The sequence below is a fragment of the Streptomyces sclerotialus genome (genome assembly GCF_040907265.1).
Classification (GTDB): Bacteria; Actinomycetota; Actinomycetes; order Streptomycetales; family Streptomycetaceae; genus Streptomyces; species Streptomyces sclerotialus.
Map to the genome: position 1 here is coordinate 2,647,719 of NZ_JBFOHP010000002.1, position 21,761 is coordinate 2,669,479.

The 21,761-nt window shown below is 72.2% G+C and carries 20 protein-coding genes and 1 pseudogene; 8 read left to right on the forward strand and 13 right to left on the reverse strand.

Features of this window, described 5'->3' with window-relative positions:
• Nucleotides 1–33: 33 nt before the first annotated feature.
• The 5 genes from AAC944_RS11735 to AAC944_RS11755 all read right to left on the reverse strand — a co-directional run bounded on the left by AAC944_RS11735 (nt 34) and on the right by AAC944_RS11755 (nt 5,159).
• Nucleotides 34–879, reverse strand: coding sequence for a carbohydrate ABC transporter permease (locus AAC944_RS11735; protein WP_030617873.1), 846 nt, complete (start codon nt 877–879; stop codon nt 34–36).
• On the reverse strand, nt 876–1,793 hold the full coding sequence (locus AAC944_RS11740) for a carbohydrate ABC transporter permease (protein WP_030617876.1): 918 nt from the start codon (nt 1,791–1,793) through the stop codon (nt 876–878). Before AAC944_RS11740 ends, AAC944_RS11735 begins: the two co-directional genes overlap by 4 nt.
• The gene (locus AAC944_RS11745) at nt 1,790–3,142 is read right to left on the reverse strand and encodes an ABC transporter substrate-binding protein (RefSeq protein ID WP_037772605.1); all 1,353 of its coding nucleotides are present in this window, start codon (nt 3,140–3,142) and stop codon (nt 1,790–1,792) included. Before AAC944_RS11745 ends, AAC944_RS11740 begins: the two co-directional genes overlap by 4 nt.
• Complete coding sequence (locus AAC944_RS11750; protein ID WP_030617882.1) at nt 3,139–4,242, reverse strand: sialidase family protein; 1,104 nt, start codon at nt 4,240–4,242, stop codon at nt 3,139–3,141. The genes AAC944_RS11745 and AAC944_RS11750 overlap by 4 nt, the downstream gene beginning before the upstream one ends.
• Before the next feature lie 206 nt (nt 4,243–4,448).
• Complete coding sequence (locus AAC944_RS11755) at nt 4,449–5,159, reverse strand: FadR/GntR family transcriptional regulator (RefSeq protein WP_030617884.1); 711 nt, start codon at nt 5,157–5,159, stop codon at nt 4,449–4,451.
• Between the two features lie 249 nt (nt 5,160–5,408).
• Between AAC944_RS11755 and AAC944_RS11760 the strand changes: the two are divergent.
• The 6 genes and pseudogenes from AAC944_RS11760 (at nt 5,409) to AAC944_RS11785 (ending at nt 11,139) form a co-directional block, all read left to right on the forward strand.
• Nucleotides 5,409–6,367 (forward strand): annotated as a pseudogene (locus AAC944_RS11760) (dihydrodipicolinate synthase family protein).
• Nucleotides 6,364–7,857: a sialate:H+ symport family MFS transporter gene (locus AAC944_RS11765; RefSeq protein WP_030617890.1), complete on the forward strand. Its 1,494-nt coding sequence runs from the start codon at nt 6,364–6,366 to the stop codon at nt 7,855–7,857. Before AAC944_RS11760 ends, AAC944_RS11765 begins: the two are co-directional and overlap by 4 nt.
• Nucleotides 7,858–7,955: 98 nt before the next feature.
• The gene (locus tag AAC944_RS11770; protein ID WP_030617893.1) at nt 7,956–8,582 is read left to right on the forward strand and encodes a hypothetical protein; all 627 of its coding nucleotides are present in this window, start codon (nt 7,956–7,958) and stop codon (nt 8,580–8,582) included.
• A 128-nt stretch (nt 8,583–8,710) separates the two neighbouring features.
• Complete coding sequence (locus AAC944_RS11775) at nt 8,711–9,667, forward strand: small ribosomal subunit Rsm22 family protein (RefSeq protein WP_030617896.1); 957 nt, start codon at nt 8,711–8,713, stop codon at nt 9,665–9,667.
• Nucleotides 9,668–9,670: 3 nt separating this feature from the next.
• Nucleotides 9,671–10,273, forward strand: a complete 603-nt coding sequence (locus tag AAC944_RS11780) for a TetR/AcrR family transcriptional regulator (protein ID WP_030617904.1) — start codon at nt 9,671–9,673, stop codon at nt 10,271–10,273.
• A gap of 119 nt (nt 10,274–10,392) precedes the next feature.
• Complete coding sequence (locus AAC944_RS11785; RefSeq protein ID WP_030617909.1) at nt 10,393–11,139, forward strand: bifunctional DNA primase/polymerase; 747 nt, start codon at nt 10,393–10,395, stop codon at nt 11,137–11,139.
• Between the two features lie 28 nt (nt 11,140–11,167).
• On the opposite strand, the gene efeU is transcribed toward AAC944_RS11785, so the two are convergent.
• From efeU to efeO, 3 genes are read right to left on the reverse strand one after another with little or no spacing between them, the layout of a single operon-like run.
• Nucleotides 11,168–12,019: an iron uptake transporter permease EfeU gene (efeU, locus tag AAC944_RS11790; RefSeq protein WP_030617911.1), complete on the reverse strand. Its 852-nt coding sequence runs from the start codon at nt 12,017–12,019 to the stop codon at nt 11,168–11,170.
• A 28-nt stretch (nt 12,020–12,047) separates the two neighbouring features.
• The gene (efeB, locus tag AAC944_RS11795) at nt 12,048–13,349 is read right to left on the reverse strand and encodes an iron uptake transporter deferrochelatase/peroxidase subunit (protein WP_051871956.1); all 1,302 of its coding nucleotides are present in this window, start codon (nt 13,347–13,349) and stop codon (nt 12,048–12,050) included.
• Between the two features lie 9 nt (nt 13,350–13,358).
• A complete protein-coding gene (efeO, locus tag AAC944_RS11800; protein WP_030617917.1) occupies nt 13,359–14,495 on the reverse strand; it encodes an iron uptake system protein EfeO in 1,137 nt (378 codons plus the stop codon).
• Between the two features lie 248 nt (nt 14,496–14,743).
• Here efeO and AAC944_RS11805 point away from each other — a divergent pair, with 248 nt between their 5' ends.
• Nucleotides 14,744–15,421, forward strand: coding sequence for a PhzF family phenazine biosynthesis protein (locus AAC944_RS11805; protein ID WP_030617920.1), 678 nt, complete (start codon nt 14,744–14,746; stop codon nt 15,419–15,421).
• Nucleotides 15,422–15,444: 23 nt separating this feature from the next.
• On the opposite strand, the gene AAC944_RS11810 is transcribed toward AAC944_RS11805, so the two are convergent.
• Nucleotides 15,445–16,134: a biliverdin-producing heme oxygenase gene (locus AAC944_RS11810; protein WP_030617923.1), complete on the reverse strand. Its 690-nt coding sequence runs from the start codon at nt 16,132–16,134 to the stop codon at nt 15,445–15,447.
• A gap of 131 nt (nt 16,135–16,265) precedes the next feature.
• Nucleotides 16,266–17,123, reverse strand: coding sequence for a type I methionyl aminopeptidase (gene map, locus AAC944_RS11815; protein WP_030617926.1), 858 nt, complete (start codon nt 17,121–17,123; stop codon nt 16,266–16,268).
• A gap of 73 nt (nt 17,124–17,196) precedes the next feature.
• Here map and AAC944_RS11820 point away from each other — a divergent pair, with 73 nt between their 5' ends.
• On the forward strand, nt 17,197–17,424 hold the full coding sequence (locus tag AAC944_RS11820; protein WP_030617929.1) for a hypothetical protein: 228 nt from the start codon (nt 17,197–17,199) through the stop codon (nt 17,422–17,424).
• A gap of 12 nt (nt 17,425–17,436) precedes the next feature.
• Here AAC944_RS11820 and AAC944_RS11825 read toward each other — a convergent pair whose 3' ends face one another.
• From AAC944_RS11825 to AAC944_RS11835, 3 genes are all read right to left on the reverse strand, one after another.
• Nucleotides 17,437–18,492 carry a serine hydrolase domain-containing protein gene (locus AAC944_RS11825; RefSeq protein WP_030617933.1) on the reverse strand — a complete coding sequence of 352 codons (1,056 nt, stop codon included), beginning with the start codon at nt 18,490–18,492 and terminating at the stop codon, nt 17,437–17,439.
• 68 nt (nt 18,493–18,560) lie between these two features.
• Nucleotides 18,561–19,940 (reverse strand): multidrug effflux MFS transporter, encoded by a 1,380-nt coding sequence (locus tag AAC944_RS11830; protein ID WP_051871957.1) that lies wholly within the window; start codon nt 19,938–19,940, stop codon nt 18,561–18,563.
• Between the two features lie 89 nt (nt 19,941–20,029).
• Nucleotides 20,030–21,658 carry an alkaline phosphatase D family protein gene (locus AAC944_RS11835; RefSeq protein WP_030617936.1) on the reverse strand — a complete coding sequence of 543 codons (1,629 nt, stop codon included), beginning with the start codon at nt 21,656–21,658 and terminating at the stop codon, nt 20,030–20,032.
• Nucleotides 21,659–21,761 lie beyond the last annotated feature (103 nt).

Genomic DNA, 21,761 nt, shown 5'->3' on the forward strand with positions numbered 1-21,761 from the left:
CCACCGCTCACGGGCAGCTGCGCCGCCCGCCGGTCATGCCTTGACGCTCCCCTCCGTCAGCCCCGTACGCCAGTACCGCTGCAGCACCGTCATCAGGATCATCAGCGGCAGGACGGACAGGAACGCGCCGCCGACGGTGTACTGGTACAGCTCGGGCTGCCGGTCGGCGTAGCCGGTCCAGGAGGTCAGGCCCAGCTGGATCGGGTACAGGCCGGAGTCGGAGAGCATGACCAGCGGCAGGAAGTAGTTGTTCCAGATGTGCACGAACTGGAAGAGGAAGACGGTGACGAGGGCCGGGGTCATCAGCCGCAGGCCCAGCCCCGCGAAGATCCGCCCCTCCCCCGCGCCGTCGATCCGGGCCGCCTCCAGCAGCGAGTCGGGAACGGCGGCGGCCGCGTAGATCCGGCAGAGGTAGACGCCGAACGGGCTGACCACGCTGGGGATCAGCACGGACCAGTAGGTGTTGGACATCCCGAAGCCGCTGAAGAGGAAGTACAGCGGCAGGGCGAGCGCCGTGCCGGGGATCAGCACGCCGGCCAGGATGACGTTGAAGATCGCTTCCCGGCCCGGGAAGGGGAACTTCGCGAGCGCGTAGCCGGCCGCGGCGGACAGCAGGGTCGCGGCGAGCGCGCCGACGCCCGCGTACAGCAGGGAGTTGGCGAACCAGCGGACGTAGATGCCGCGGTCGTAGGTGAGGACGTCGGTCAGGTACTCGACGGGGCGGGGGTTCGCGAACCAGAAGCCGAAGCTGCCGAAGAGGTCGCCGCTGCTCTTCGTGGCCGAGACCACCAGCCAGTACACCGGTACGAGGAAGTAGACCGCGGCGACGGTCAGCAGGGCGAAGGTGATGATGCGGTAGCGGAGCGCCGAGGGGGTCACCGGCCGTCTCCCTTCCCCCGCTGCCCGACCAGCCGCAGGAAGCCGAACGACAGGACGCAGGCGACCAGCGCGAGCAGGACCGCCTCGGCGGCCGCGAGGTGCTGGTTGTTGCCGACGAACGCCTCGCTGTAGGCGTGCAGGTTGGGCGTGTAGCCGGAGTCGATGGAGGAGGCCAGCGGCCGCAGCACCATCGGCTCGGCGAACAGCTGGAGCGTGCCGATGATGGAGAAGACGCAGGTCAGGACGAGGGCCGGGCGGATGAGCGGGATCTTGATGTGGAGGGCCACCTGGCGGGCGTTCGCGCCGTCGATGCGCGCCGCCTCGTACAGCTCCTGGGGGACGGCCTTGAGCTGGGCGATCAGGACGAGCATGTTGTAGCCGGTGAACTGCCAGGTGACGATGTTGGCGATGGACCACAGGACGGCGTCCCGGGACAGGAAGTCCACCTGCCAGCCGACCGCGTCCGCCATCTTCACCAGCGGGCTGATGCCGGGGACGTAGAGGAAGCCCCAGAGGATCGAGGCGATCACGCCGGGGACGCCGTACGGCAGGAAGAACGCGCTGCGGAAGAACGTCACCCAGCGGGCGCTCGCGCTCTCCAGGAGCAGCGCGAGGACGGTCGCCAGGATGATCATGAGCGGGATCTGGACGGCGCCGAACAACAGCACCCGGCCGAAACCGGAGAGGAAGCGGTCGTCGGCGAGCGCCTGTGCGTAGTTGGCGAATCCGGCGAAGACCTCGCGCTCCGCGCCGCCGAGGCCGAGCGGCCCGGTGCGTTCGGTCTTGTGCAGGCTCTGCCACACCGCGTACACGATGGGCGTGATGAAGCAGAGCAGGAACAGGGCGAGGAAGGGGAGGAGGAAGCCCGCCGCCGCGCGGGCGTTGCGGGCTTCCGTGCGGGTCGGCCGTCTCACCCGCCGCTCTCCACCTTCAGGCCCTTGCCCTTGAGGTCGCTCACGGTCTGCGCCTGGACCTTCTTCAGCACCGAGCGGAAGGAGTCGCCGCTGCTCAGCGCCTCGGTGAAGGCGTCGCCCAGGCGCTGGTAGAGGGTGTCGACGCCAGGGCCCCACTGCCAGCTGGTGTCCACGTGGTCACCGGCCTCCCGGAAGACCTGGCTGTACGCCTGGCCGCCGAAGAAGTCCTTGTGGACGTCCAGGTCGCTGGTCTTGTAGCCGGTCTTCGCGCTGGGGAACCCGTAACCGCCCTCGATGAGCAGCTTGATCGCTTCGGGGTCGGTGTTGAGCCAGACGGCGAAGTCCAGCGCGTCCTTGGGGTACGCGGCCCCGGCGAACACCGCGGTGGTCGAGCCGCCCCAGTTGGCCTGCGCGTTCGCGCCCTTGGTCCACTGCGGCAGGGGGACGGCACGCCATGTGCCCTTGGTGTCGGGCGCGTTGCCGACGAGCAGTGCGTCGCCCCAGCTGGCGCCGAGCCAGGCGGGGATGGCGCCGGTCTGGATGTCCTTGTACCAGGCGTTCTGGCGGTCCGGGATGGTCTTGACGAGCTTCTGCTTGACCAGTGCTTCCCAGTAGTCGGCGACCTTGCGGGTGGGTTCGTCGTCGATGGCGACGGTCCAGTTGTCGCCCTCGGCGGCGTACCACTTGGCGCCGGCCTGCCAGGCGTAGCCGGCGAAGCGGTTGCCGTTGGTGGGCGCGAAGGTCTCGATCCAGGCACCCTTCTTGCGGATCTTCCTGGCCGCGGCCTCGTACTCGTCCCAGGTGGCGGGCGGCTCGATGTCCCACTTGTCGAAGAGGTCCTGGCGGATGAACAGGCCCATGGGGCCGGAGGCCTGCGGGATGGCGTAGACGCCCTTGCCGAAGACGGACTGCTGCCACTGCCAGCCCACGAACCGGCTCTTGTACCGCTCGCCGCCGACGGTCGTCAGGTCCAGCAGCCCGTTGTCGAGCAGGAAGCCGGGCACGACGGGGAACTCGATCTGGCCGAGGTCCGGCGGGTTGCCCGCCTTGATGGCGGCGTGCATCTTGGCGTACTGCGCGCCGTTGACCGCCGACACCTTCTCGACCTTGACCTGCACCTCGGGGTTCTTGCTGTTCCACAGATCGACGGGCTTGTCGATGCCGGGCACCCAGGACCAGAAGGTCAGCGTGATCTTCTGCCCCTTCTTGCGTTCCTTGGGCGCGGCCTTCTCGTCCTCGGCACCGCCCCCGCACCCGGCCAGCGCGAAGCCGGCGGCCACGGCAGCGGCCCCGCCCAGCACGGATCTGCGGCGCGCGCCGCCCGGAGGGATCGTGTCGTACGTCCTCATGCCAGCTCCTCCACGGGGATGCGGCGGAAGGTGATCGTCGAGTAGGCGCTGAAGTCGCCGGTCTCGTAGAGCAGTCCGACGGTGCCGGGGTCGGCCCGTACCAGGTCGGAGTAGGCGGCCGGGAGGCCGCTGACGGTATGGGCGTCGTACCAGGTCAGGCCGTGGTCACGGCTGGCGCGTACGGTCATCAGGGCGCGGGATTCCCGGTCGGCGGGGGCCGAGAAGAGCAGTACGTCCGGAGTACCGAGGTGGAGCACGCTGCCCTGGACGACGGGCGCCGCGAGGCCCGCCTGCGACCGGAAGGGCTTCTCCAGACGTTCGCCGCCGTCGGCGGAGTAGGCGTCGACGCGGGTGCCGGGCGCGCCGGAGTCGTTGCGGGCGTTGAAGTAGAGGCGTCCCCCGGGGAGTTCGGCTGCGGTGGTCTCGTTGGTGTTGATGTAGCCGTTGGGGTTGGAGTCGGTGTAGCCGATCCGCCAGGTGTCACCGGAGTCGTCGCTGAGCAGGCCGTGGCCGCCGTCGTAGCGGCCTTCGGCGCCGGTGTCGCCGGGCACGGTGGGGGCGATGGAGTGGTTGCCGGGGACGACCAGCCGGCCGGCGTGCGGGCCGTCGCGGAGCTGGAGTGCGTGCCCGGGGGTGGTGGCGTACCAGCGCCAGTCGGACCGCTTCGTCTGCGAGGTGATCTCGCGGGGTTCGCTCCAGGTGAGGCCGTCGTCGTCGCTGTGCTGGATCCAGACGCGGCGGCCGTCCGCGTCGGACACCTCGCCCCGGCGGATGGCGCTCTCGGTGGCGCTGCCCGCGTTGCGTACGTGGACCAGCACGGTGCGGCCGGCGTGCGGGCCGGTGTGCAGTACGACGGGGGCCGGGTTGCCCGCGGTGCCGGTGCCGTTGCGGTCGACGACGGTCAGCGGACCCCAGGTGCGGCCGCCGTCGGTGGAGCGTTTGAGGACCAGGTCGATGTCGCCGGTGTCGGACGCCGAGGCGACCCGGCCCTCGGCGAAGGCCAGCAGGGTGCCGGCCCGGGTGACGACCACGGCCGGGATGCGGTAACTGGCGTAGCCACCGGTCCCGGCGCGGAAGGGTTGCGAAGTCTCGTACGCCACGGGCAGCCCCTAACGACCAGACGTAGGACGTCCCTTGTCCTGCGGCGACCTTAGGGAGCGCCCAACGGGGCGTCAAGGCACCCGACATGCCCCGTGTCGCCCGCCTCGCGCGGATGCCACAGCCAGGGGAACTACGGGTGAACCTCGGTTGTACGCAAGGAGACCGGACGTGGCGGACTTCCTGGAGCCTTCCGCCCCCTGGCCCGTTACACGGCTCCGATGCGGGACTGCGCGGCGTCCTTCAGCCGCTCCCGGATGCCGTCGAAGTGCCGGTGCATCGCCTCGACCGCGCGGTCGCCGTCGCCCGTCTCCAGCGCGGTGACGATCTCCTGGTGCTGACGCCAGGTCACCTCCGGGTCCTGACTGCTGTCGTCCAGGTCCTTGCGGACCCGGCGCAGCGCGTCCCAGAAGGCGTCCAGCACCTCGCTGAGCAGGTGGTTGCCGAGCGAGCGGTACAGCGCGAGGTGGAAGGCGCGGTCGGTGGCGCTCTCCACCCGGCCGGCCGCCGCCTCCTTCTCCATCCGGTCGACCAGGCCGCGCAGTACGGCCAGGTCCTCGGCGGGCAGACCGCGCGCGACCGACGCGACGAGCCCGGCCTCCAGCGCCTCGCGGACCTCCATCAGCTCGTAGAGGCTGGCCTCGCCCTGGTGGTGGCGGACCGCGGCCCGGAAGGCGATGCCCTCCACGAGCGGGTCGAGGGTGAGCGTCCCGACGTACGTGCCGAAGCCGTGCCGGATCTCGACGATGCGCATGGCCTGGAGCGCCTTGAGGGCCTCGCGGACGGAGTTGCGGCTGACGTCGAGCAGCTCGACGAGCTCGGCCTCGGTCGGCAGCGGGTCGCCGGGCACCAGCTTCCGCCGCAGGATGAGCCGTTTGATCTGCGCCTGGACGTCCTCGGACATCGTGCCGCGCGCCATGTGTCTGCCTCTCCGTCTCCTCGCGGGACCCGCGTCCAGGCCCCGCTGACCGGACCGGCGGCGGGGCGGATGACGTGCCCCGCGACCTCTTGACCGATCCCTTCGCTGCGGGTCTATTGTGACCCAGACATAGGACATCCCATGTCCGACGTCCGATCACCTGCCGTTCCCCGTGTTCGCCGGCCGTTCCCCCGTTCTTCACCGGACCCGTGGTCGGCGGCCCCGCACCATCACCGCCTGGAGCCCGTCATGGCACTGCCCACCCCGCTGACCGGTGTCGTACCGCCGGTCTGCACCCCCTGGACCCGCACGGCGAGGTCGACACCGGCTCCCTCGGGCGGCTCGTGGAGCACCTGGTCGGCGGCGGGGTGCACGGCCTCTTCGCGCTCGGCTCGACCAGCGAGGTCGCCTACCTCACCGACGCGCAGCGGGCCACGGCCCTCGAAGCCGTGATCAAGGCGGCGGACGGCCGGGTGCCGGTGCTGGCCGGGGTCATCGACACCACCACGGCCCGGGTCGCCGAGCACGCCCGCACCGCCGCCGAGCTGGGCGCCGACGCGCTGGTGGCCACCGCGCCCTTCTACACCCGTACGCACCCCAAGGAGATCGCCGGGCACTTCCGCACGCTCCGGGCCACCGTGGACCTGCCGCTCTTCGCGTACGACATCCCGGTGTCGGTGCACAGCAAGCTCTCCCCCGCGCTGGTGCGGGAGCTGGCCGAGGACGGCACGCTCGCCGGGCTCAAGGACAGCAGCGGCGACGAGGGCGGGCTGCGCCGGCTCCTCGTCGAACTGGGCGGCAGGGCCGGCCGCCGCACCGGCCCGGTGCCCGATTTCGCGGTCCTCACCGGCTCCGAACTGACCGTGGACGCCGCGCTGCTCGCCGGCGCGGACGGCGTGGTGCCGGGCATCGGCAACGTCGACCCGGCCGCCTACGTCCGGCTGTACGACGCCTGCCGCGCGGGCGACTGGGCGGCGGCAGCGGCCGAGCAGGAGCGGCTGGTCGCGCTCTTCGGCATGGTCGACGCCGGCCCCGAGGCGGAGATGGGCCGCAGCTCCTCGGCGCTGGGCTCCTTCAAGGCGGCGCTGCACCTGCTCGGCGTCATCGACCACCCGGCCACCGCGGCGCCGCAGCTCCCGCTGGGCCAGGAGTCCGTCGCCGTGGTCGCCCGCCGGCTGACCGCCGCGGGCCTGGAGCCGGTCCGATGACGGGGCCCGCGCGCCCCGCGCGCAAGGCGGCGCTGCCCTGGTACCGAGAGGTGACCCCGGCCCGCTGGAAGGCGTTCTTCGCCGCCTGGATCGGCTACGTCCTCGACGGCTTCGACTTCGTACTGATCACCCTGGTGCTGACCGAGATCAGCGCCGAGTTCGAGCTCAGCACGGTGCAGGGCGCGAGCCTGATCTCCGGCGCCTTCATCACCCGCTGGCTCGGCGGCGCGGTCCTCGGCGCGCTCGGCGACCGCTTCGGCCGCAAGGCGTCGATGGTGGCGAGCATCCTGCTCTACTCCCTCGGCACCTTCGCGTGCGGTTTCGCCTGGGACTTCACCAGCCTGTTCGTGGCCCGGCTGCTGATCGGCATGGGCATGGCCGGCGAGTACAGCGCCAGCGCCACGTACGTGCTGGAGAGCTGGCCGTCCCGGGTACGCGGCCGGGCCAGCGGCTTCCTGATCTCCGGCTTCTCCCTGGGCTCGGTGCTGGCCGCCGAGTGCTACAAGTGGGTCGTGCCGTCCCTCGGCTGGCGCTGGATGTTCTACATCGGCCTGGCCCCGATCCTGATCGCGCTGTGGGTACGGCGGGCCCTGCCGGAGGCCGATGAGTGGAGCGCGACGGTCTCCGGACGGGAGACGAAGCCCAATCCCTTCCGGCCGCTGTTCGGCACACCGGTCCGCGCCACGGTCAACACCGTACTGACGGTCGTCGCGACGCTCGCCCTCTTCGGCGTCTTCACCCCGGTGGGCGAGGGCGCGGTCCCGGTGCTCTCCGTCCTCGCGGCGCTCGCCCTGGGCGGGCTCGCGGTCCAGCTGGGCGGCCGCCGCGGCTGGCTGCTGTACCTCGCCCTGATCGTCACCGTCTTCGTCGCCTTCCTCTACACCTGGCCCATCCAGGCGCTGCTGCCGACGTACCTGAAGACCGAGCTGCACTACTCCCCCGGCGAGGTCACGAACGTGCTGTTCTTCGCCGGGTTCGGCACCATGGCGGGCTGCTGGCTGGCGGGGTTCGTCGGCGACTGGATCGGGGCGCAGAAGGCGTACGCGTTCACCCTGCTCGCCTCGCTCGTCTTCGTCTTCCCGGTCTTCGCCGCCCGCGACAGCCTGCTGGTCCTCGGCGTCCTGCTCTTCGTCCTCCAGGCGCTCAGCTTCGGCATCTCCGGCCTGCTGCCCCGGTACATCGGCGGGCACTTCCCGACCGAGAGCCGGGCCGCGAGCCTGGGCTTCACGTACAACGTGGGGGCGCTGGGCGGCGCGGTGGCGCCGGTCCTGGGCGCGAGCCTGGCCGAGGGCAGGTCGCTGGGCGGCTCGCTGGCCCTGCTCACCTTCGCCGGCACGGTCCTGGTGGTACTGCTCGTCGGCTTCGACGTACCGGCCCGGCTGAACCGCCTGCTCGACCCGGACGCCCCGCGCGACCACCTGGCCGCCGAGGAGTCGGCGGTGGAGGGCGCGGGGCCGACGGGGCCGGCGCGCGTGCAGCAGGAGGCGTAGGCGGCCCACGGGCACACGCCGAACGGCCATGCCCCGTACGGGTGGCGGCGTTCGACGTCGGCACACGCGGACCGCAGCGCGGGGCAGGATGCGGGGGCATGGATGCCGTACGCGTCGCGCTGCTGCGCGAAGTCCTCGCCGGGACCGAGTGGATCCAGGCCACCCGCCGCTTCGCCGGGTCGCTGCGCGCTTCCGTCGCGCCGCACGGCGGCGGGCTGCTGCTGGTCGGCAGCGCGGAGTACGAGCCGTGGCACCTGGCGGCGCATCTGGACGACGAAGCCGCCTGGTCGGGGCTCCCCGAACTGTCCCCGACACTGGTGCGGCACCGCGTCCCGCTGGGCGTCCCGGCACACCTGTCGGTGGGTCTCGGCAGGCTGGAGACGGCCCGGCGGGGCGAGACCCTGCTGGTCGTGGCGCCGGACGCGCCGGGACCCGGCCTGCTGGAGCGGGTACACGACGCGCGGCGCAACGGCGCGACGGTGCTGGCCCTGGACGCGGGCGACCGGGAGCTGGCGGGGCTCGCACACGACGCGCTGGCCGTCCCGGGGCCGGAAGCGCCGGGGCCGGACGTACCGGCCGACCTGGACCTGGACACCGTCCAGCACCTGGTCAGCGCGGCCGCCGGCGAGAACAGCCTGCCCGCGCCCCGCCGCCACCGCCGCTTCCGCGACCGCCTCTCCCGCCTCGCGGACCAGCTGACGGCACCCCCGCCGCCCCGTTGGTGACGCCGACCGGAGGCCCGCCACCGGCACCCACCACCGACCGGCGCACTCCCCCCACGGCGCCCGGCGACGAGCTCGGGCCCCCGGCATCCGCCCCAGAGGCCCGACATCCGCCCCGTAGAATCGGCGGAATGCACGAAGAACTCCGCGGCGCCCTGGCCGGGCTCCTCGACGGCCTGCCTGCGAAGCAGGCATCGGCGGCGGTCGAGCGGCTGATCGCCAATTACCGGGGCCGGACGCCGACCGACGCGCCGGTGCTCAGGGACCGTGCGGACGTGGCCGCGTACGCCGCGTACCGGATGCCCGCGACGTTCGAGGCCGTACGGTCCGCGCTGGCGGCGTTCGAGGAGCGGGTGCCCGGCTGGGCGCCCGGCTCGCACCTCGACATCGGCGGCGGTACGGGCGCGGCGGCCTGGGCGGCGGCCGACGTCTGGCCGGAGCTGCGGACGACCGTGCTGGACTGGGCGGAGCCGGCCCTCGCGCTCGGCCGGGAGCTGGCCGCCGGCACGCTCCCCGACACCCGCTGGCAGCGCCAGGTGATCGGTGAGGGGCTGACCGTCCCCGAGGACACCGGCCTGGTCACCGTGTCGTACGTGCTCGGCGAGCTGACCGGCGCCGACCGGGAGGCGGTCGTCGCGGCGGCGGCCCGGGCGCGTACGGCCGTACTGATCGAGCCGGGCACCCCGGACGGGTACGCGCGCATCCGCGTGGCCCGCGAGCAGCTGGTGGCGACGGGGATGCGGGTCGTCGCACCGTGCCCGCACAGCGCGGCCTGCCCGATCGTCCCGGGCGAGGACTGGTGCCACTTCTCGGCCCGGGTGAACCGCTCGTCGCTGCACCGTCAGGTGAAGGGCGGTTCGCTGCCGTACGAGGACGAGAAGTTCGCGTACGTCGCGGCGACCCGCGTCGAGGCGCGCCCGGTGGCCGCCCGGATCGTACGCAAGCCGCAGCTGCGCAAGGGGCAGGTACTGCTCGACGTGTGCACCGAGGACGGTCTGGCGCGGCGTACGGTCACCAAGCGGCAGGGGGCCGTGTACCGCGCGGCGCGCGACGCCGCGTGGGGCGGCACCGTGCCGGGCGGGGAGTAGGCCGTGGCGAAGAGAGCTCCGGACGCCGCGCGCCGCAGCGAGCGCTCGCGGCAGGCCATCTTCGACGCCGCCCTTTCGCTGGTCGGTGAGGTCGGGTACCAGCGGCTCACGATCGAGGGGATCGCCGCCCGGGCGGGCGTCGGCAAGCAGACGATCTACCGGTGGTGGCCGTCCAAGGCCGACGTGCTGCTGGACGCCTTCACCGCGGACGCGGACGTCGAGGGGTACGCGGCGGGGCTGCCGGACACCGGGGACCTCGCGGCGGACCTGAAGGCCGTGCTGCGGGCCACGGTGGACGAGTTCCGGGACCCGGCCTTCCAGGCGCCGTACCGCGCGCTGGCAGCCGCCGGCGCGGCCGACGCCCAGCTCTCGGCGCGCTTCGTCGAGCGGCTGCTGGAGCCGGGCGTGCGGGTGTACGTCGAGCGGCTGCGGGCGGCCCAGGAGGCCGGGGAGATCGCGGCCTGGGTGGACCTGCGGATCGCGGCGGAGCTGGTGCTGAGTCCTTTCTCACAGCGCTGGCTGATGCGGACCGGCGAACTGACGTACGCGTTCACCGACAGCCTTGTCGATACGGCGCTCGCAGGCTTCCGTCCGCGCCCCTCTTGAGCGCCGGGTGCGCCCCCTTTACAACGCGTCCCGTACACCCCGAATCTCCGCTCCGGTCACCCTAGGAGGAGGATGGTGGCAGCATTGATCCCAGACCACCGCTCGAAGTGAGGGGATAGATGGAACGCAAGAGCAGGTTCTCCCAGTGGCTGCGCCGGCCGAGGAGCGGTTCGGACGGCGTCGATACGGACACGGGATCATCCGCGGCCGGACGCGGCCGCGAGGACCTGCTGCTGGCAGCGGCCGACGCGGGTTTCCCGCTGGCCCCGGCGGCGCACCCCTCCGGCTACGGCTGTTCCTGTGAGCGCATCGGCTGTCCCACCCCGGGCCGTCATCCGATCTCCTTCGGCTGGCAGACCGTCGCCAGCACGGACCGCGAGAAGGTCCAGCAGTGGCTGCGCAAACACCCGCAGGCCAATTTCGTCACCGCCACCGGCATCGCCCACGACGTGCTGGACGTGCCCCTGGACGCCGGGCGCGCCGCGCTGGAGCGGCTGGAGGCCGAGGGCGTCGAGGTCGGCCCGGTCGCGCTGAGCGGTGCCGGGTACGGCCAGGGCCGGATGCTGTTCTTCACCGCCACCCGCGGCACCCCGGACGACGAGGACGAGTGGTGGCCCTGCGAGCTGGACTGCCATCCCGAGACGATGGACGAGCATCCGGGCCTGCGCTGGCACTGCCGTGGGAGCTACGTCCTGCTGCCGCCCTCCCGGCTCGGCGGTGACCAGCCGCCGGTGTCCTGGCTGCGCGGCCCGGAGCGCCCGCTGCCGGACCCGCTGTCCCTCCTGGAGACGCTGACCGACGCCTGCGCCGCGCACGCGGGCGACGAGGACGCGCACGAGTCGGCGGCCTGGCCGATCGGCCGCTGAGCCCCGTCCGCCTCCCGCCTGCCGGCCGCTATACGGCCTTGGCGCCGTCCACGGCCGCCGGGGTGGCTCGCTTCCGGTCGGCCCTGCCGGGGGCGAGGAAGAGGAGCAGCGTGGGGATCAGGTAGAGGGCCCAGACGACCACCTGGACGACGGTGGGGTCGGGCTGGAAGTTGAAGACGCCCTTCAGCAGCGTGCCGTACCAGCTGTCGGCGGGGATCTGCTCGCTGATGTCGAACGCCTTGTGCGCCAGGCCGGGGACGAAGCGCGCCTCCTGGAGGTCGTGGAAGCCGTACGCGAGGACACCGGCGGCGACCACGACGAGCATGCCGCCGGTCCAGGTGAAGAACCTCGCCAGGTTGATCTTGAGTGCGCCGCGGTAGAAGAGCCAGCCGAGCAGAACGGCGGTGAGCAGGCCGAGTACGACGCCGATGAGCGGCTTGGGCGTACCGTCCGAACTGGCCTGGACCGCGGCCCAGACGAACAGCGCGGTCTCCAGCCCCTCGCGGCCCACCGCGAGGAAGGCGGTGAGGACCAGGGCCGTGGTGCCCATGGCGAGCGCCGCGTCCAGCTTGCCGTGCAGTTCGGCCTTCAGGTGCCGCGCGGTGCGCCGCATCCAGAAGACCATCCAGGTCACCAGGCCCACCGCGAGGATCGACAGGGAGCCGCCGAGCGCCTCCTGCGCCTCGAACGTCAGCGTCTGCGAGCCGAACTGGAGCGCGCAGCCGAAGCCGAGCGCCAGGAGTACCGCGACCGCGATGCCCAGCCAGATGGGCTTCAGCGCCTCACGGCGGTCGGTCTTCACCAGGTACGCGACGAGGATGCAGACGACCAGACTGGCCTCCAGGCCCTCGCGCAGGCCGATCAGATAGTTACCGAACACGTCGGTTCCCTCTCGTGTGCATCGGGTGTCAGGCGAAGAGCGTCCGGCCCCACCAGTCGTCCTCGCCGCGGACGCCCGGCGGGACGGCGAACAGCGCCGAACCCACGTGCTGGATGTATTCGTTGAGTGCGTCGCTGCGCGCGAGGCTGCGCTGCAGGGGCACGAAGCCGTCCCGTACGTCCCGCTGGTAGGCGAGGAAGAACAGCCCCGCGTCCAGCCGCCCCAGGCCGTCCGTGCCGTCGGTGAAGGAGTAGCCGCGGCGCAGGATGCGGACGCCGTTGTTGGAGTCGGGGTGGGCGAGCCGTACGTGCGCGGTGGGCAGCATCGACTTCAGGTGCGGCGCGTCGAACTCGCGCTGCTTCCCGACCGGGGCGCCTTCGCCCTTGTCGCGGCCGAAGATGTCCTCCTGCTCCTTGAGCGAGGTACGGTCCCAGGTCTCGATGTGCATCCGGATGCGGCGCGCGACGAGGTAGGAGCCGCCGGCCATCCAGGCCCCGGCGCCCTTGTCGTCGTTCTTCCCCACCCATACGTGCGTGTCGAGCGCGGCGGTGTCCGTCCCGGCGATGTTCCGGGTGCCGTCCTTGAAGCCGAACATGTTGCGCGGGGTGTGCGCGTCCGGCGTCGTGGAGGAGGTCTTGCCGAAGCCCAGCTGGGACCAGCGCACCGCGACCTTGCCGAAGCCGATACGGGCGAGGTTGCGGATGGCGTGCACCGCCACCTGCGGATCGTCGGCGCAGGCCTGGACACACAGGTCGCCGCCGCTGCGGGCCGCTTCGAGGTTGTCACCGGGGAACTTCGGCAGGTCGACGAGGGCTGCGGGGCGCTTGTCCTTGATCCCGAAACGGTCCTCGCCCTTCTTCTCGAAGAGCGTGGGCCCGATGCCGAAGGTGAGGGTGAGCCGGGAGGGCTTGAGGTCCAGCGCCTCGCCGGTGTCGTCGGGCGGCGCCTCGGCGGGCCCGCCGACCGCGCCCTCCCCCACTGGGCGGCCCGCCGTCATCCGCGCCGCGGCGGCCGTCCACTCCTTGAGGAGGGCGATCAGCTCTGCGCGGTCGTCGGTGGTGACGTCGAACGCGGCGAAGTGCAGGCGGTCCTGGACGGCGGTGGCGATGCCGGCCTGGTGGGGGCCGTGGAAGGGGACGGCGCTCTCGGCGGCGGGCGCCGGGTCGTCGCCGGTGTTCAGCACCGCCGCGGTGCCGCCGGCCGCGACGGCGCCGAGCGCGAGCCCGGCGCCGCCCCAGCCGAGCAGCGCACGGCGGGACGGGGTGCGCGCGTTCTCGTCCCGGGCGCCCGCCGTGCTGCGGGCGATCTCCTCGGATTCCGGTGCTGCCATGGGCTTCTCCTACTCGGCCACGGCGGCGGCGAGCTTGGACAGGGGTTCGGCCAGCGCGCTCACGCCGTCGGACAGGTCCTTGCGGTCGCCCTTGGAGACGGTGTCGTACGCGACGAAGCCGTCCCCCTCGCGGTACTCGTCCAGTTGCTTCCCGATCGCCTCGAACTGCTTGTCCAGCTCCTTGACCAGCGCCGGGTCGTTCTTCTTCGCGACCGGCTTCAGCAGCTCGTACGCCTTCTCCGCGCCCTCGACGTTGGCCTGGAAGTCGACCAGGTCGGTGTGGCTGTAGCGCTCCTCCTCACCGGTGACCTTGCCGGTGTAGACCTCGTCCAGCAGTTCCTTGGCGCCGTTGGCCATGCTGGTGGGGGTGATCTCGGCCTTGCCGACCCGCTGCTGCCAGTCCTCGAGGTCCTTGATCAGCTGGTCGGCGAGCTTCTTGTCGTCCGCGGAGATCTTCTTCTGCTGCCACAGGGACTGTTCCAGCTTGTGCCAGCCGGTCCACTTCTGGCCGTCCTCCAGGCCGTCCGCGCGGACGTCGACCTTGGGGTCGATGTCACCGAAGGACTCCGCGACCGGCTCGGTGCGCTCCCAGCCGATGCGGGACGGCGCGTACGCCTTCTTCGCGGCTTCCAGGTCGCCGCTCTTCACGGCCCCGGCGAACTCCTCCGCCTTGGGCAGCGTCTCGTCGGCCTGCCGCTGCACGTACTTGCGGTACTCGGCCACCGCCGCGTCCAGCTTCGGGTCCCGCTTCGCCGGGGCACCCTTGCCGGTCACGGTGACCTTCTGCCGGATGCCGTCGCCCTTCATGCCGGGCTTGCAGGCGATCTCGTACGCACCTGCCTTCACCTCGGCGGTGATGGCGGCCTTGGTGCCGGGGCCGATGTTCTCCCGCTCGGTGACGATGCGGTCGCCGGGCGCGTAGACGTAGACCTCGGTGACCTTGCTGCCCTTGTTCTCGACGGCGAGCCGCACGTGCCCGGCCGGGAACTCCTTCCTCGACACCTCGCACGCGTCGTCGGACGCCGTCACCTGCACGGCACCGGCTTTCCCGGTTCCTGCGACCTCGCTCTTCGCGGCGCAGCCGGCTGCGGTGAGGGCGGCGGCCACGGTGATCGCGGCGGCGGTGGCGGAGCGGAGGGCTCGCATACGGGCTCCAGGCAGGGTCGGGCGGCGCTCGGGCAAGGGGGACGGGCCCGGCGCGCGTCGGTCATCCACTAAGGCGCGCCTAACTTATCTGAGCCTTACCTGAACGCAACCCGGCTGTCCAGTGATCCCCCTCTCACGGACAACGAGGCCGTAACGGACACCCCAGGCACGGGCAATGACCCGGCAATGCGCAGGTCAAGGTAAGGGCCGGTACCGCCGATGATCTCGGACGCCTCTTGAATGGACCCATGACGGAACTTCATGTGGTGCGGGTGTTCTGCGGTCCGGACGGCGGGGGCGGAAATCCGCTGGGGGTGGTGCGGGACGGCGCGGCGGTCCGGGACACGGACGCGCGGCAGGCGCTCGCGAAGGAGCTGGGGTTCAGCGAGACGGTGTTCGTCGACGACGCGGGGCGCGGGGCGGTCGACATCCGCACGCCCACGCTGCGGCTGCCGTTCGCCGGCCACCCGCTGGTCGGCACGGCCTGGCTGCTGCGGGAACTGGGCGAGCCCGTCGGCGTACTGCGGCCGCCGGCCGGGGAGGTGGCGGTGCGGCACGACGGGGAGTTCACGTGGGTGCGGGGCCGCGCGGAGTGGGCGACGGGCCGCACTCCGCGGCAGTACGCCTCGGCCGCCGAGGTGGACGCGCTGCCCGCGCCGCCCCCGGGCGAGGGGTGGCTGTACGCGTGGGCCTGGGCCGATGAGGCGGCGGGGCGAGTGCGGGCGCGGGGCTTCCCGCGCCGGGGCGACGGCATCGCGGAGGACGAGGCGACCGGCGCCGCGGCCCTCCAGCTCACGCACGAGCTGGGCCGCGCCCTGGACGTACGCCAGGGCCGCGGCTCACAGATCCTCGCGCGACCGCGGCCCGGCGGGGAACTCGGCCTCGGGGGCCGGGTGACGCTCAGCGAGGTACGGCGGCTCGGCTAGGACCGCCGTACGGAACCGGGACCTCAGGCGCTCAGGGGGCTGGCGCCGCCCCCGCCGAACTCCTCGCCCAGCTCGCGGAAGACCGCGGTGTTCAGCGCGAACGCACGCTTGCACTCGTCGACCACCCGCTGCTTCTCCAGGTCGTCGACGGGCAGCGCGTCGAGCAGCGCGCGGTACTCGCGTTTGAAGGCGGCCGGATTGCCGATGCCCTCGAAGACGTAGAACCGGACGCCGTCGCCCTTGCGCGCGAAGCCCCAGGTCTTCTCGGCCGTGCCCCGGATGATCTGGCCGCCGGAGAGGTCACCGAGGTAGCGGGTGTAGTGGTGCGCGACGTAGCCGGCCGGCCAGTCGCGGGCGCACTCGGCGACCCGTGCCGCGTACGCCTCGGTGGCGGGCAGCGGCCGGACCGCGCTGCGCCAGCCGGCCCCGCCGAGGTGCGCGAGGTCGCGCTCCAGCTCGGGGGTGCGGGCCAGCTCGGGCCGCAGGAAGGGGCCGGCGACCGGATCGTCGGCGAGGGCGTCGGCGCTGCCCTCCAGGGCGCGGTAGACGAACCACAGCTGCTCGGTGTAGCGGCGGTAGGCCGAGACACCGAGCCGCCCGCCGAGCATGTCGCCCATGAAGGAGGAGTTCTCCGCCTCGGTGTGGGCCTCGTGCGACGCCGTGCGGATCAGCGTCGAGAAGGGCGTGGGCAGGGCGGTGCTGTGCGCGTCCATGGCGGGCCTCCAAGGACCGATGGGTAGCGGCCGGGAACCGATTGTGACAACTTAGGCTCACCTAAGTCAATCGGTTCCCGACAGCCTGTCGGTAAGAGCCTACCCCTGCCCGCGCCCGGGGACCCCCGCAATCAGGGAAGCGTGAGGATCTCCGCCCCGCTGTCCGTGACGACGAGGGTGTGCTCGAACTGCGCGGTGCGCTTCCGGTCCTTCGTGACGACCGTCCAGCCGTCCTCCCACATGTCGTACTCGTACGTCCCCAGCGTCAGCATCGGCTCGATCGTGAAGGTCATGCCGGGCTTGATCTCGGTGGTGTGGTGCGGGCTGTCGTAGTGCGGCACGATCAGGCCGGAGTGGAAGGACGTGTTCACGCCGTGGCCGGTGAAGTCGCGGACGACCCCGTAACCGAAGCGCTTGGCGTAGGACTCGATGACCCGGCCGATGATGTTGATCTGCCGGCCCGGCTTCACGGCCTTGATCGCGCGGTTCAGCGACTCACGGGTCCGCTCGACCAGGAGCTTGGACTCCTCGTCGACGTTGCCGCAGAGGTAGGTGGCGTTGTTGTCGCCGTGCACCCCGTGGATGAACGCGGTGACGTCGAGGTTCACGATGTCGCCGTCCTGCAGGACGGTGGAGTCGGGGATCCCGTGGCAGATGACCTCGTTCACCGAGGAGCACAGCGACTTGGGGAACCCGCGGTAGCCGAGCGTGGAGGGGTAGGCCCCGTGGTCGCACATGTACTCGTGCGCGACGCGGTCCAGCTCATCGGTGGTCACGCCCGGCTCGATGAGCTTGGCCGCCTCCTCCATCGCCTGGGCCGCGATCCGGCCCGCGATGCGCATCCGCTCGATGGTGTCGGCGTCCTGCACCTCGGGGCCCGTGTACGGGGTGGGGCCCGACTTGCCGACGTACTCGGGACGCGGGATGGAAGCGGGGACGGGGCGCTGCGGGGAGATGGTCCCCGGGACAAGAAGAGACTGGCCAGACATGCCAGCGAGTGTATCCGCGAGCCATCGGGCAGGATGGCGTCAGGCAAGGCGCCCCTAGGTGGAGGAGGCCGGGATGGCACTGTTCAAGCGGGGTACGGCAGGAAAGCCCGGCGAGTGGTACTACTGCCTCAAGCACGGCACGGTCGAGGAGGGCCCGGAGTGCCGGGCGGCGGACCGCATGGGGCCGTACGCCACCCGCGAGGAGGCCGGGCACGCGATGGAGACCGCCCGCGAGAGGAACGCGGAGTGGGAGAACGACGCCCGCTGGACCGACAGGGGAACGGCCGGCGGCAGCTCCTGAGGCGCCCGGGGATCAGCCGGCGGACGCCCGCGCCAGGTACGTCGCCAGCCGCGCCCGCGGCACCGGTTCGCCGCCGCGGCGCGGGTGCACCGCGTTCGTGAGCAGCACCAGGAACGTGTCCGACGCCCGGTCCAGCACCAGGCTCGTCCCGGTGAAGCCGGTGTGCCCGGCGGCGCCCCGCTCCGCCAGCTCGCCCATGAAGCCGGGCTGAGCGATGCGGAAGCCCAGGCCGGGCGGGGTGAGCATCAGATCGACGGTCTCCGGGCGCAGGACCGGGCCGCCCCCGGTGAGCAGCGCCCGGCACAGCACCGCGAGGTCCTGCGCGGTGGCGAAGAGCCCGGCCTGCCCGGCGACGCCGCCCAGCGCGTAGGCGTTCTCGTCGTGCACCTCGCCGCGCACCACGCCGCCCGTGCAGGACGGCCGCCGGGCCTTGAGCAGCGCCTCGGCCTCGGTGGCGGCCACGCCCGCCGGGGCCAGCGGCCCGTACGTGGTGCTGGTCATGCCGAGCGGTCCGGTGATCCCGTCCCGCACGAGGGTGTCCAGCCGTGCTCCCGCGACCTCTTCCAGCAGCAGCTGGAGCGTGAGGAAGCCGAGGTCGGAGTAGCGGAACGGCCCGGGTACGGCGTCGGCGGCCGCCGCCCACAGCGGCCCGAGCCGCCCGCCCCCGGCGCCGTCGGCGGGGCCGTCGTACAGCGGAAGCTCGGCGGCCAGCCCGGAGGTGTGCGTGAGCAGGTGGCGGATCGTTACGGCGGGGGCGACGGACGGCAGGTGGCGGGCCACCGGATCGTCCAGACCGAGCGTCCCGCGCTCCACCCGCTGGAGCACCGCGATGGCCGTGAACAGCTTCGACAGCGACGCGAGGTCGAAGACCGTACCGGCCCGCACCGGCTCCCACCGCTCCCGGGCCAGCGGCACCCCACGCCCCCGCGCCACGTCGTAGGACGCGTACCGCAGCGCCCAGCCCGCGGCCTCCTCGACCGCGACGACGGGCCCGCGCCCGGCCACCGCCACGACACCCGCGCAGCAGGGCGCCGGCCCTTCGGGCAGCGCGCGGACCTCCGCGACCAGCCGCCGGGTCCATGCCGGATCGAGCCCTGCCTGGGCGGGGGTGCCGTGGCGTAGTGGTGCGGGTGCTTTCAGAGCCGGTTCCCTCCGCCGGTCGTGCCGTCCTCCGTGGACTCCTCCCTACGCTGCCACGGACGGCACAGTCCCAGGAAGCACGCGAGCGCCAGAAGTGCGCAGGAACCCTGGACGACGGCCATCGGCACGGCCGTCCCCTCGCCGGCGATGCCGACCAGCGGGGAGGCGATCGCGCCCATGAGGAAGGTGGAGGTGCCCAGCAGGGCCGAGGCGGAGCCGGCCGCGTGCGAGGTACGCAGCAGCGCCTGGGTGTTGGTGCTCGGCATGACCAGGCCCATCGAGGCCATGAGCACGAACAGTCCGGCGGCCATCGGCACCAGCCCGACGTGCCCGAAGACGCCGGTGGACATCAGCAGCAGCGCGGCGGCCGCGACGGTGATCAGGCCCAGTCCGACGGCCAGTACCTTGTCCAGCGACACCCGCCCGACCAGCACCTTTCCGTTGACCTGGCCGAGGATGACCAGTCCGACGGAGTTGATGCCGAAGAGCAGGCTGTAGGTCTGCGCCGAGGCGCCGTAGATCTCCTGGATCACGAACGGGGAGGCGCTGATGTACGCGAAGAGCGCGGCGAAGGCGAAGGCGGAGACCAGCAGGTAGCCGGCGAAGACGCGGTCGGCGAGCAGGGCGCGCATGGTGTGCAGCGCGGCGCCGAGGCCGCCCGCGTGCCGGCGCTCCGGCGGCAGGGTCTCGTGGAGCTTGCGCCAGACGACGAGGGTGAGCAGCACACCGATGACGGTGAGCAGGACGAAGACGCCGCGCCAGTCGGTGATCCGGAGGATCTGCCCGCCGATGAGCGGGGCGACGACCGGCGCGACGCCGGATATCAGCATCAGGGTGGAGAAGAAGCGGGCCATCGCCACGCCGTCGTACATGTCGCGGACCACGGCCCGGGCGATGACGATGCCGGCGGCGCCGGCCAGGCCCTGGACCAGCCGGGCCGCGATCAGGAATTCGGCGTTGGTGGCGACCGCGCACAGGGCGGTGGCCAGCACGTAGATGACCATGCCGATGAGGAGCGGGCGGCGGCGCCCCCACTTGTCGCTCATCGGGCCGACCACCATCTGCCCGAGGGCCATGCCGGCGAGGCAGGTGGTGAGGGTCAGCTGGACGGTGGCGGCGGGGCTGTCCAGGGACCGGGTGACCGCCGGCAGGGCCGGCAGGTACATGTCCATGGAGAGCGGCGGGACGGCGGTGAGGCCGCCCAGGACGAGGGTGACCAGGAGGCCGGTGCGACGCGTGGCCGCGGGAACCGGGGCGCCGGTCGCGGCGGGGACCGGCGGGTCCGGTACGGCGGAGGCGGCGGCGGGGTCAGGGGACTCGGCGGATATCCGGGGGTTGGGGTGGCTCTCGGCCGTGACGTGGCCGGGGTCCGACATGACTGTCTCCGTGGTTTGTAGATGTACGCACCATGGTGTCATGTTCAGCGCGGCCCCCGGCCCTTTTCGCCATTCGCCCGGCGTACCGGTCAGGCAGGCTTGAGCCCCGGGTCGCCCGCCTCGGAGACGAAGGACGCGGCGGTGGCGACCGGCGCGCCCTGCGTGGTCACCGCGGACACGGTCCGGTAGTCGGCACGCGCCTTCTCCTGGTCCAGCTCGATCCGCACGTAGCCGCGGCGGCCGTTGTAGAACTTCATGTGCGGGTTGGCTGCCATGTACGCGTCCCAGTTGGCGGGCTTGTCGGCGCCGTCCTTGCCGCTCGCGATGGAGGTGGTCACGAACTCCACGCCCTGCGTCCGCGAGTTCTGATCGGCGAAGTCCTTCTTGATGTCCAGGGCGTAGTGCACGTGCACATCACCGGTGAGGACCACGAGGTTGTCCACACCCGCCGCCTCGGCGCCGGCCAGCACCCGGTCCCGGGAGGCGGTGTAACCGTCCCAGGAGTCCATGCTCACCTTGTACGTGTCGGCGGTGGTGCTGCGCCGCTCGGCGAAGGTGACCTGCTGCGGTACGACGTTCCACAGCGCGCCGGACCCACGCCAGCCGTCGATCAGCCAGCGCTCCTGGGTGGCACCGGTCAGCGTCCGGCTCTCGTCCGTGGACTCCGGGCCCGGCGCGTGCCAGCCGTCGCCGTACGCCTGGTCCGAGCGGTACTGCCGGGTGTCGAGGATGTCGAACTGGGCGAGCCGGCCGTAGTGCACCCGGCGGTAGAGCTGCATGTCGGAGCCGCTGGGCCGCTGCGGGCGGCGCAGCGGCTGGTTCTCCCAGTACGCGCGGTAGCCGGCGGCGCGGCGGGCCAGGAACTCGGCCGGCGGCAGCTCGTCCTCGCTGACGCCGGACGCGTAGTTGTTCTCCACCTCGTGGTCGTCCCAGGTGACGACGAAGGGGTGCGCGGCGTGTGCGGCCTGGAGGTCCGGGTCGGACTTGTAGAGCGCGTACCGCAGCCGGTAGTCCTCCAGCGTGACCGTCTCCTTGTTGAAGAGCGCGGGCAGCGTGCGGTCGGTGTAGTTGCGCGCGCCACCGACGGCGTTCACCGGGTACTCGTAAAGGTAATCCCCGAGGTGGAAGACGACGTCCAGATCCTCCTCCGCCAGGTGCCGGTGGGCGGTGAAGTACCCGTCGTGGTACGCCTGGCAGGAGACGGCGCCCAGGCGCAGGCTCCGGAGCTGCGCGCTGCGGGCCGGCGCGGTACGGGTACGGCCGACCGGGCTGATCCAGTCACCGGCGCGGAACCGGTAGTAGTACACCCGGTCCGGACCGAGGCCGGTCGCCTCGACATGTATGGAGTGGTTGAACTCCGGATGCGCCTCGGCCTTGCCCTGCCCCGCGATACGGGCGAACTTCTCATCGTGCGCGATCTCCCAGCGAACAGAGACCCGCGCATCGGGCATGCCGTTACCCGGCTCGTACGGCCGGGGCGCCAGCCGCGTCCACAGGACGACCGAACCGGGGAGCGGGTCACCGGAGGCGACGCCGAGCGTGAAGGGGTCCTCGGTGAGCCGCTTCGCGTCCGCCTCGGCGGCGTGCGCCGCGCCGCCCGGCAGGTTGGTCGCGAAGGCGAGCGTCGCGGCGGCCCCGGCGACGGTGAGGAAACGACGGCGGCCGAGGTGCTCGGCCGCGGCCCGCAACTGCTGGTCGTGCTGGGAGTGCTGAGTCATCTGCCCCTGCCCTGCCTGAAGTGGTCTCGGACTGCTCGTTGTCAGCAGTGATTGCAGAGGCAGGGAACGGCGCCGTGGCATCGGATGTACGACGCAACGATGA

Excerpts from the sequence above, each read along its gene's own strand:
- AAC944_RS11745 (WP_037772605.1), bottom strand. The coding sequence starts at position 3,142 with ATGAGGACGTACGACACGATCCCTCCGGGCGGCGCGCGCCGCAGATCC.
- AAC944_RS11755 (WP_030617884.1), bottom strand. The coding sequence starts at position 5,159 with ATGGCGCGCGGCACGATGTCCGAGGACGTCCAGGCGCAGATCAAACGG.
- AAC944_RS11765 (WP_030617890.1), top strand. The coding sequence starts at position 6,364 with ATGACGGGGCCCGCGCGCCCCGCGCGCAAGGCGGCGCTGCCCTGGTAC.
- AAC944_RS11770 (WP_030617893.1), top strand. The coding sequence starts at position 7,956 with ATGGATGCCGTACGCGTCGCGCTGCTGCGCGAAGTCCTCGCCGGGACC.
- AAC944_RS11775 (WP_030617896.1), top strand. The coding sequence starts at position 8,711 with ATGCACGAAGAACTCCGCGGCGCCCTGGCCGGGCTCCTCGACGGCCTG.
- AAC944_RS11785 (WP_030617909.1), top strand. The coding sequence starts at position 10,393 with ATGGAACGCAAGAGCAGGTTCTCCCAGTGGCTGCGCCGGCCGAGGAGC.
- efeB (WP_051871956.1), bottom strand. The coding sequence starts at position 13,349 with ATGGCAGCACCGGAATCCGAGGAGATCGCCCGCAGCACGGCGGGCGCC.
- efeO (WP_030617917.1), bottom strand. The coding sequence starts at position 14,495 with ATGCGAGCCCTCCGCTCCGCCACCGCCGCCGCGATCACCGTGGCCGCC.
- AAC944_RS11805 (WP_030617920.1), top strand. The coding sequence starts at position 14,744 with ATGACGGAACTTCATGTGGTGCGGGTGTTCTGCGGTCCGGACGGCGGG.
- AAC944_RS11810 (WP_030617923.1), bottom strand. The coding sequence starts at position 16,134 with ATGGACGCGCACAGCACCGCCCTGCCCACGCCCTTCTCGACGCTGATC.
- map (WP_030617926.1), bottom strand. The coding sequence starts at position 17,123 with ATGTCTGGCCAGTCTCTTCTTGTCCCGGGGACCATCTCCCCGCAGCGC.
- AAC944_RS11820 (WP_030617929.1), top strand. The coding sequence starts at position 17,197 with ATGGCACTGTTCAAGCGGGGTACGGCAGGAAAGCCCGGCGAGTGGTAC.
- AAC944_RS11830 (WP_051871957.1), bottom strand. The coding sequence starts at position 19,940 with ATGTCGGACCCCGGCCACGTCACGGCCGAGAGCCACCCCAACCCCCGG.
- AAC944_RS11835 (WP_030617936.1), bottom strand. The coding sequence starts at position 21,658 with ATGACTCAGCACTCCCAGCACGACCAGCAGTTGCGGGCCGCGGCCGAG.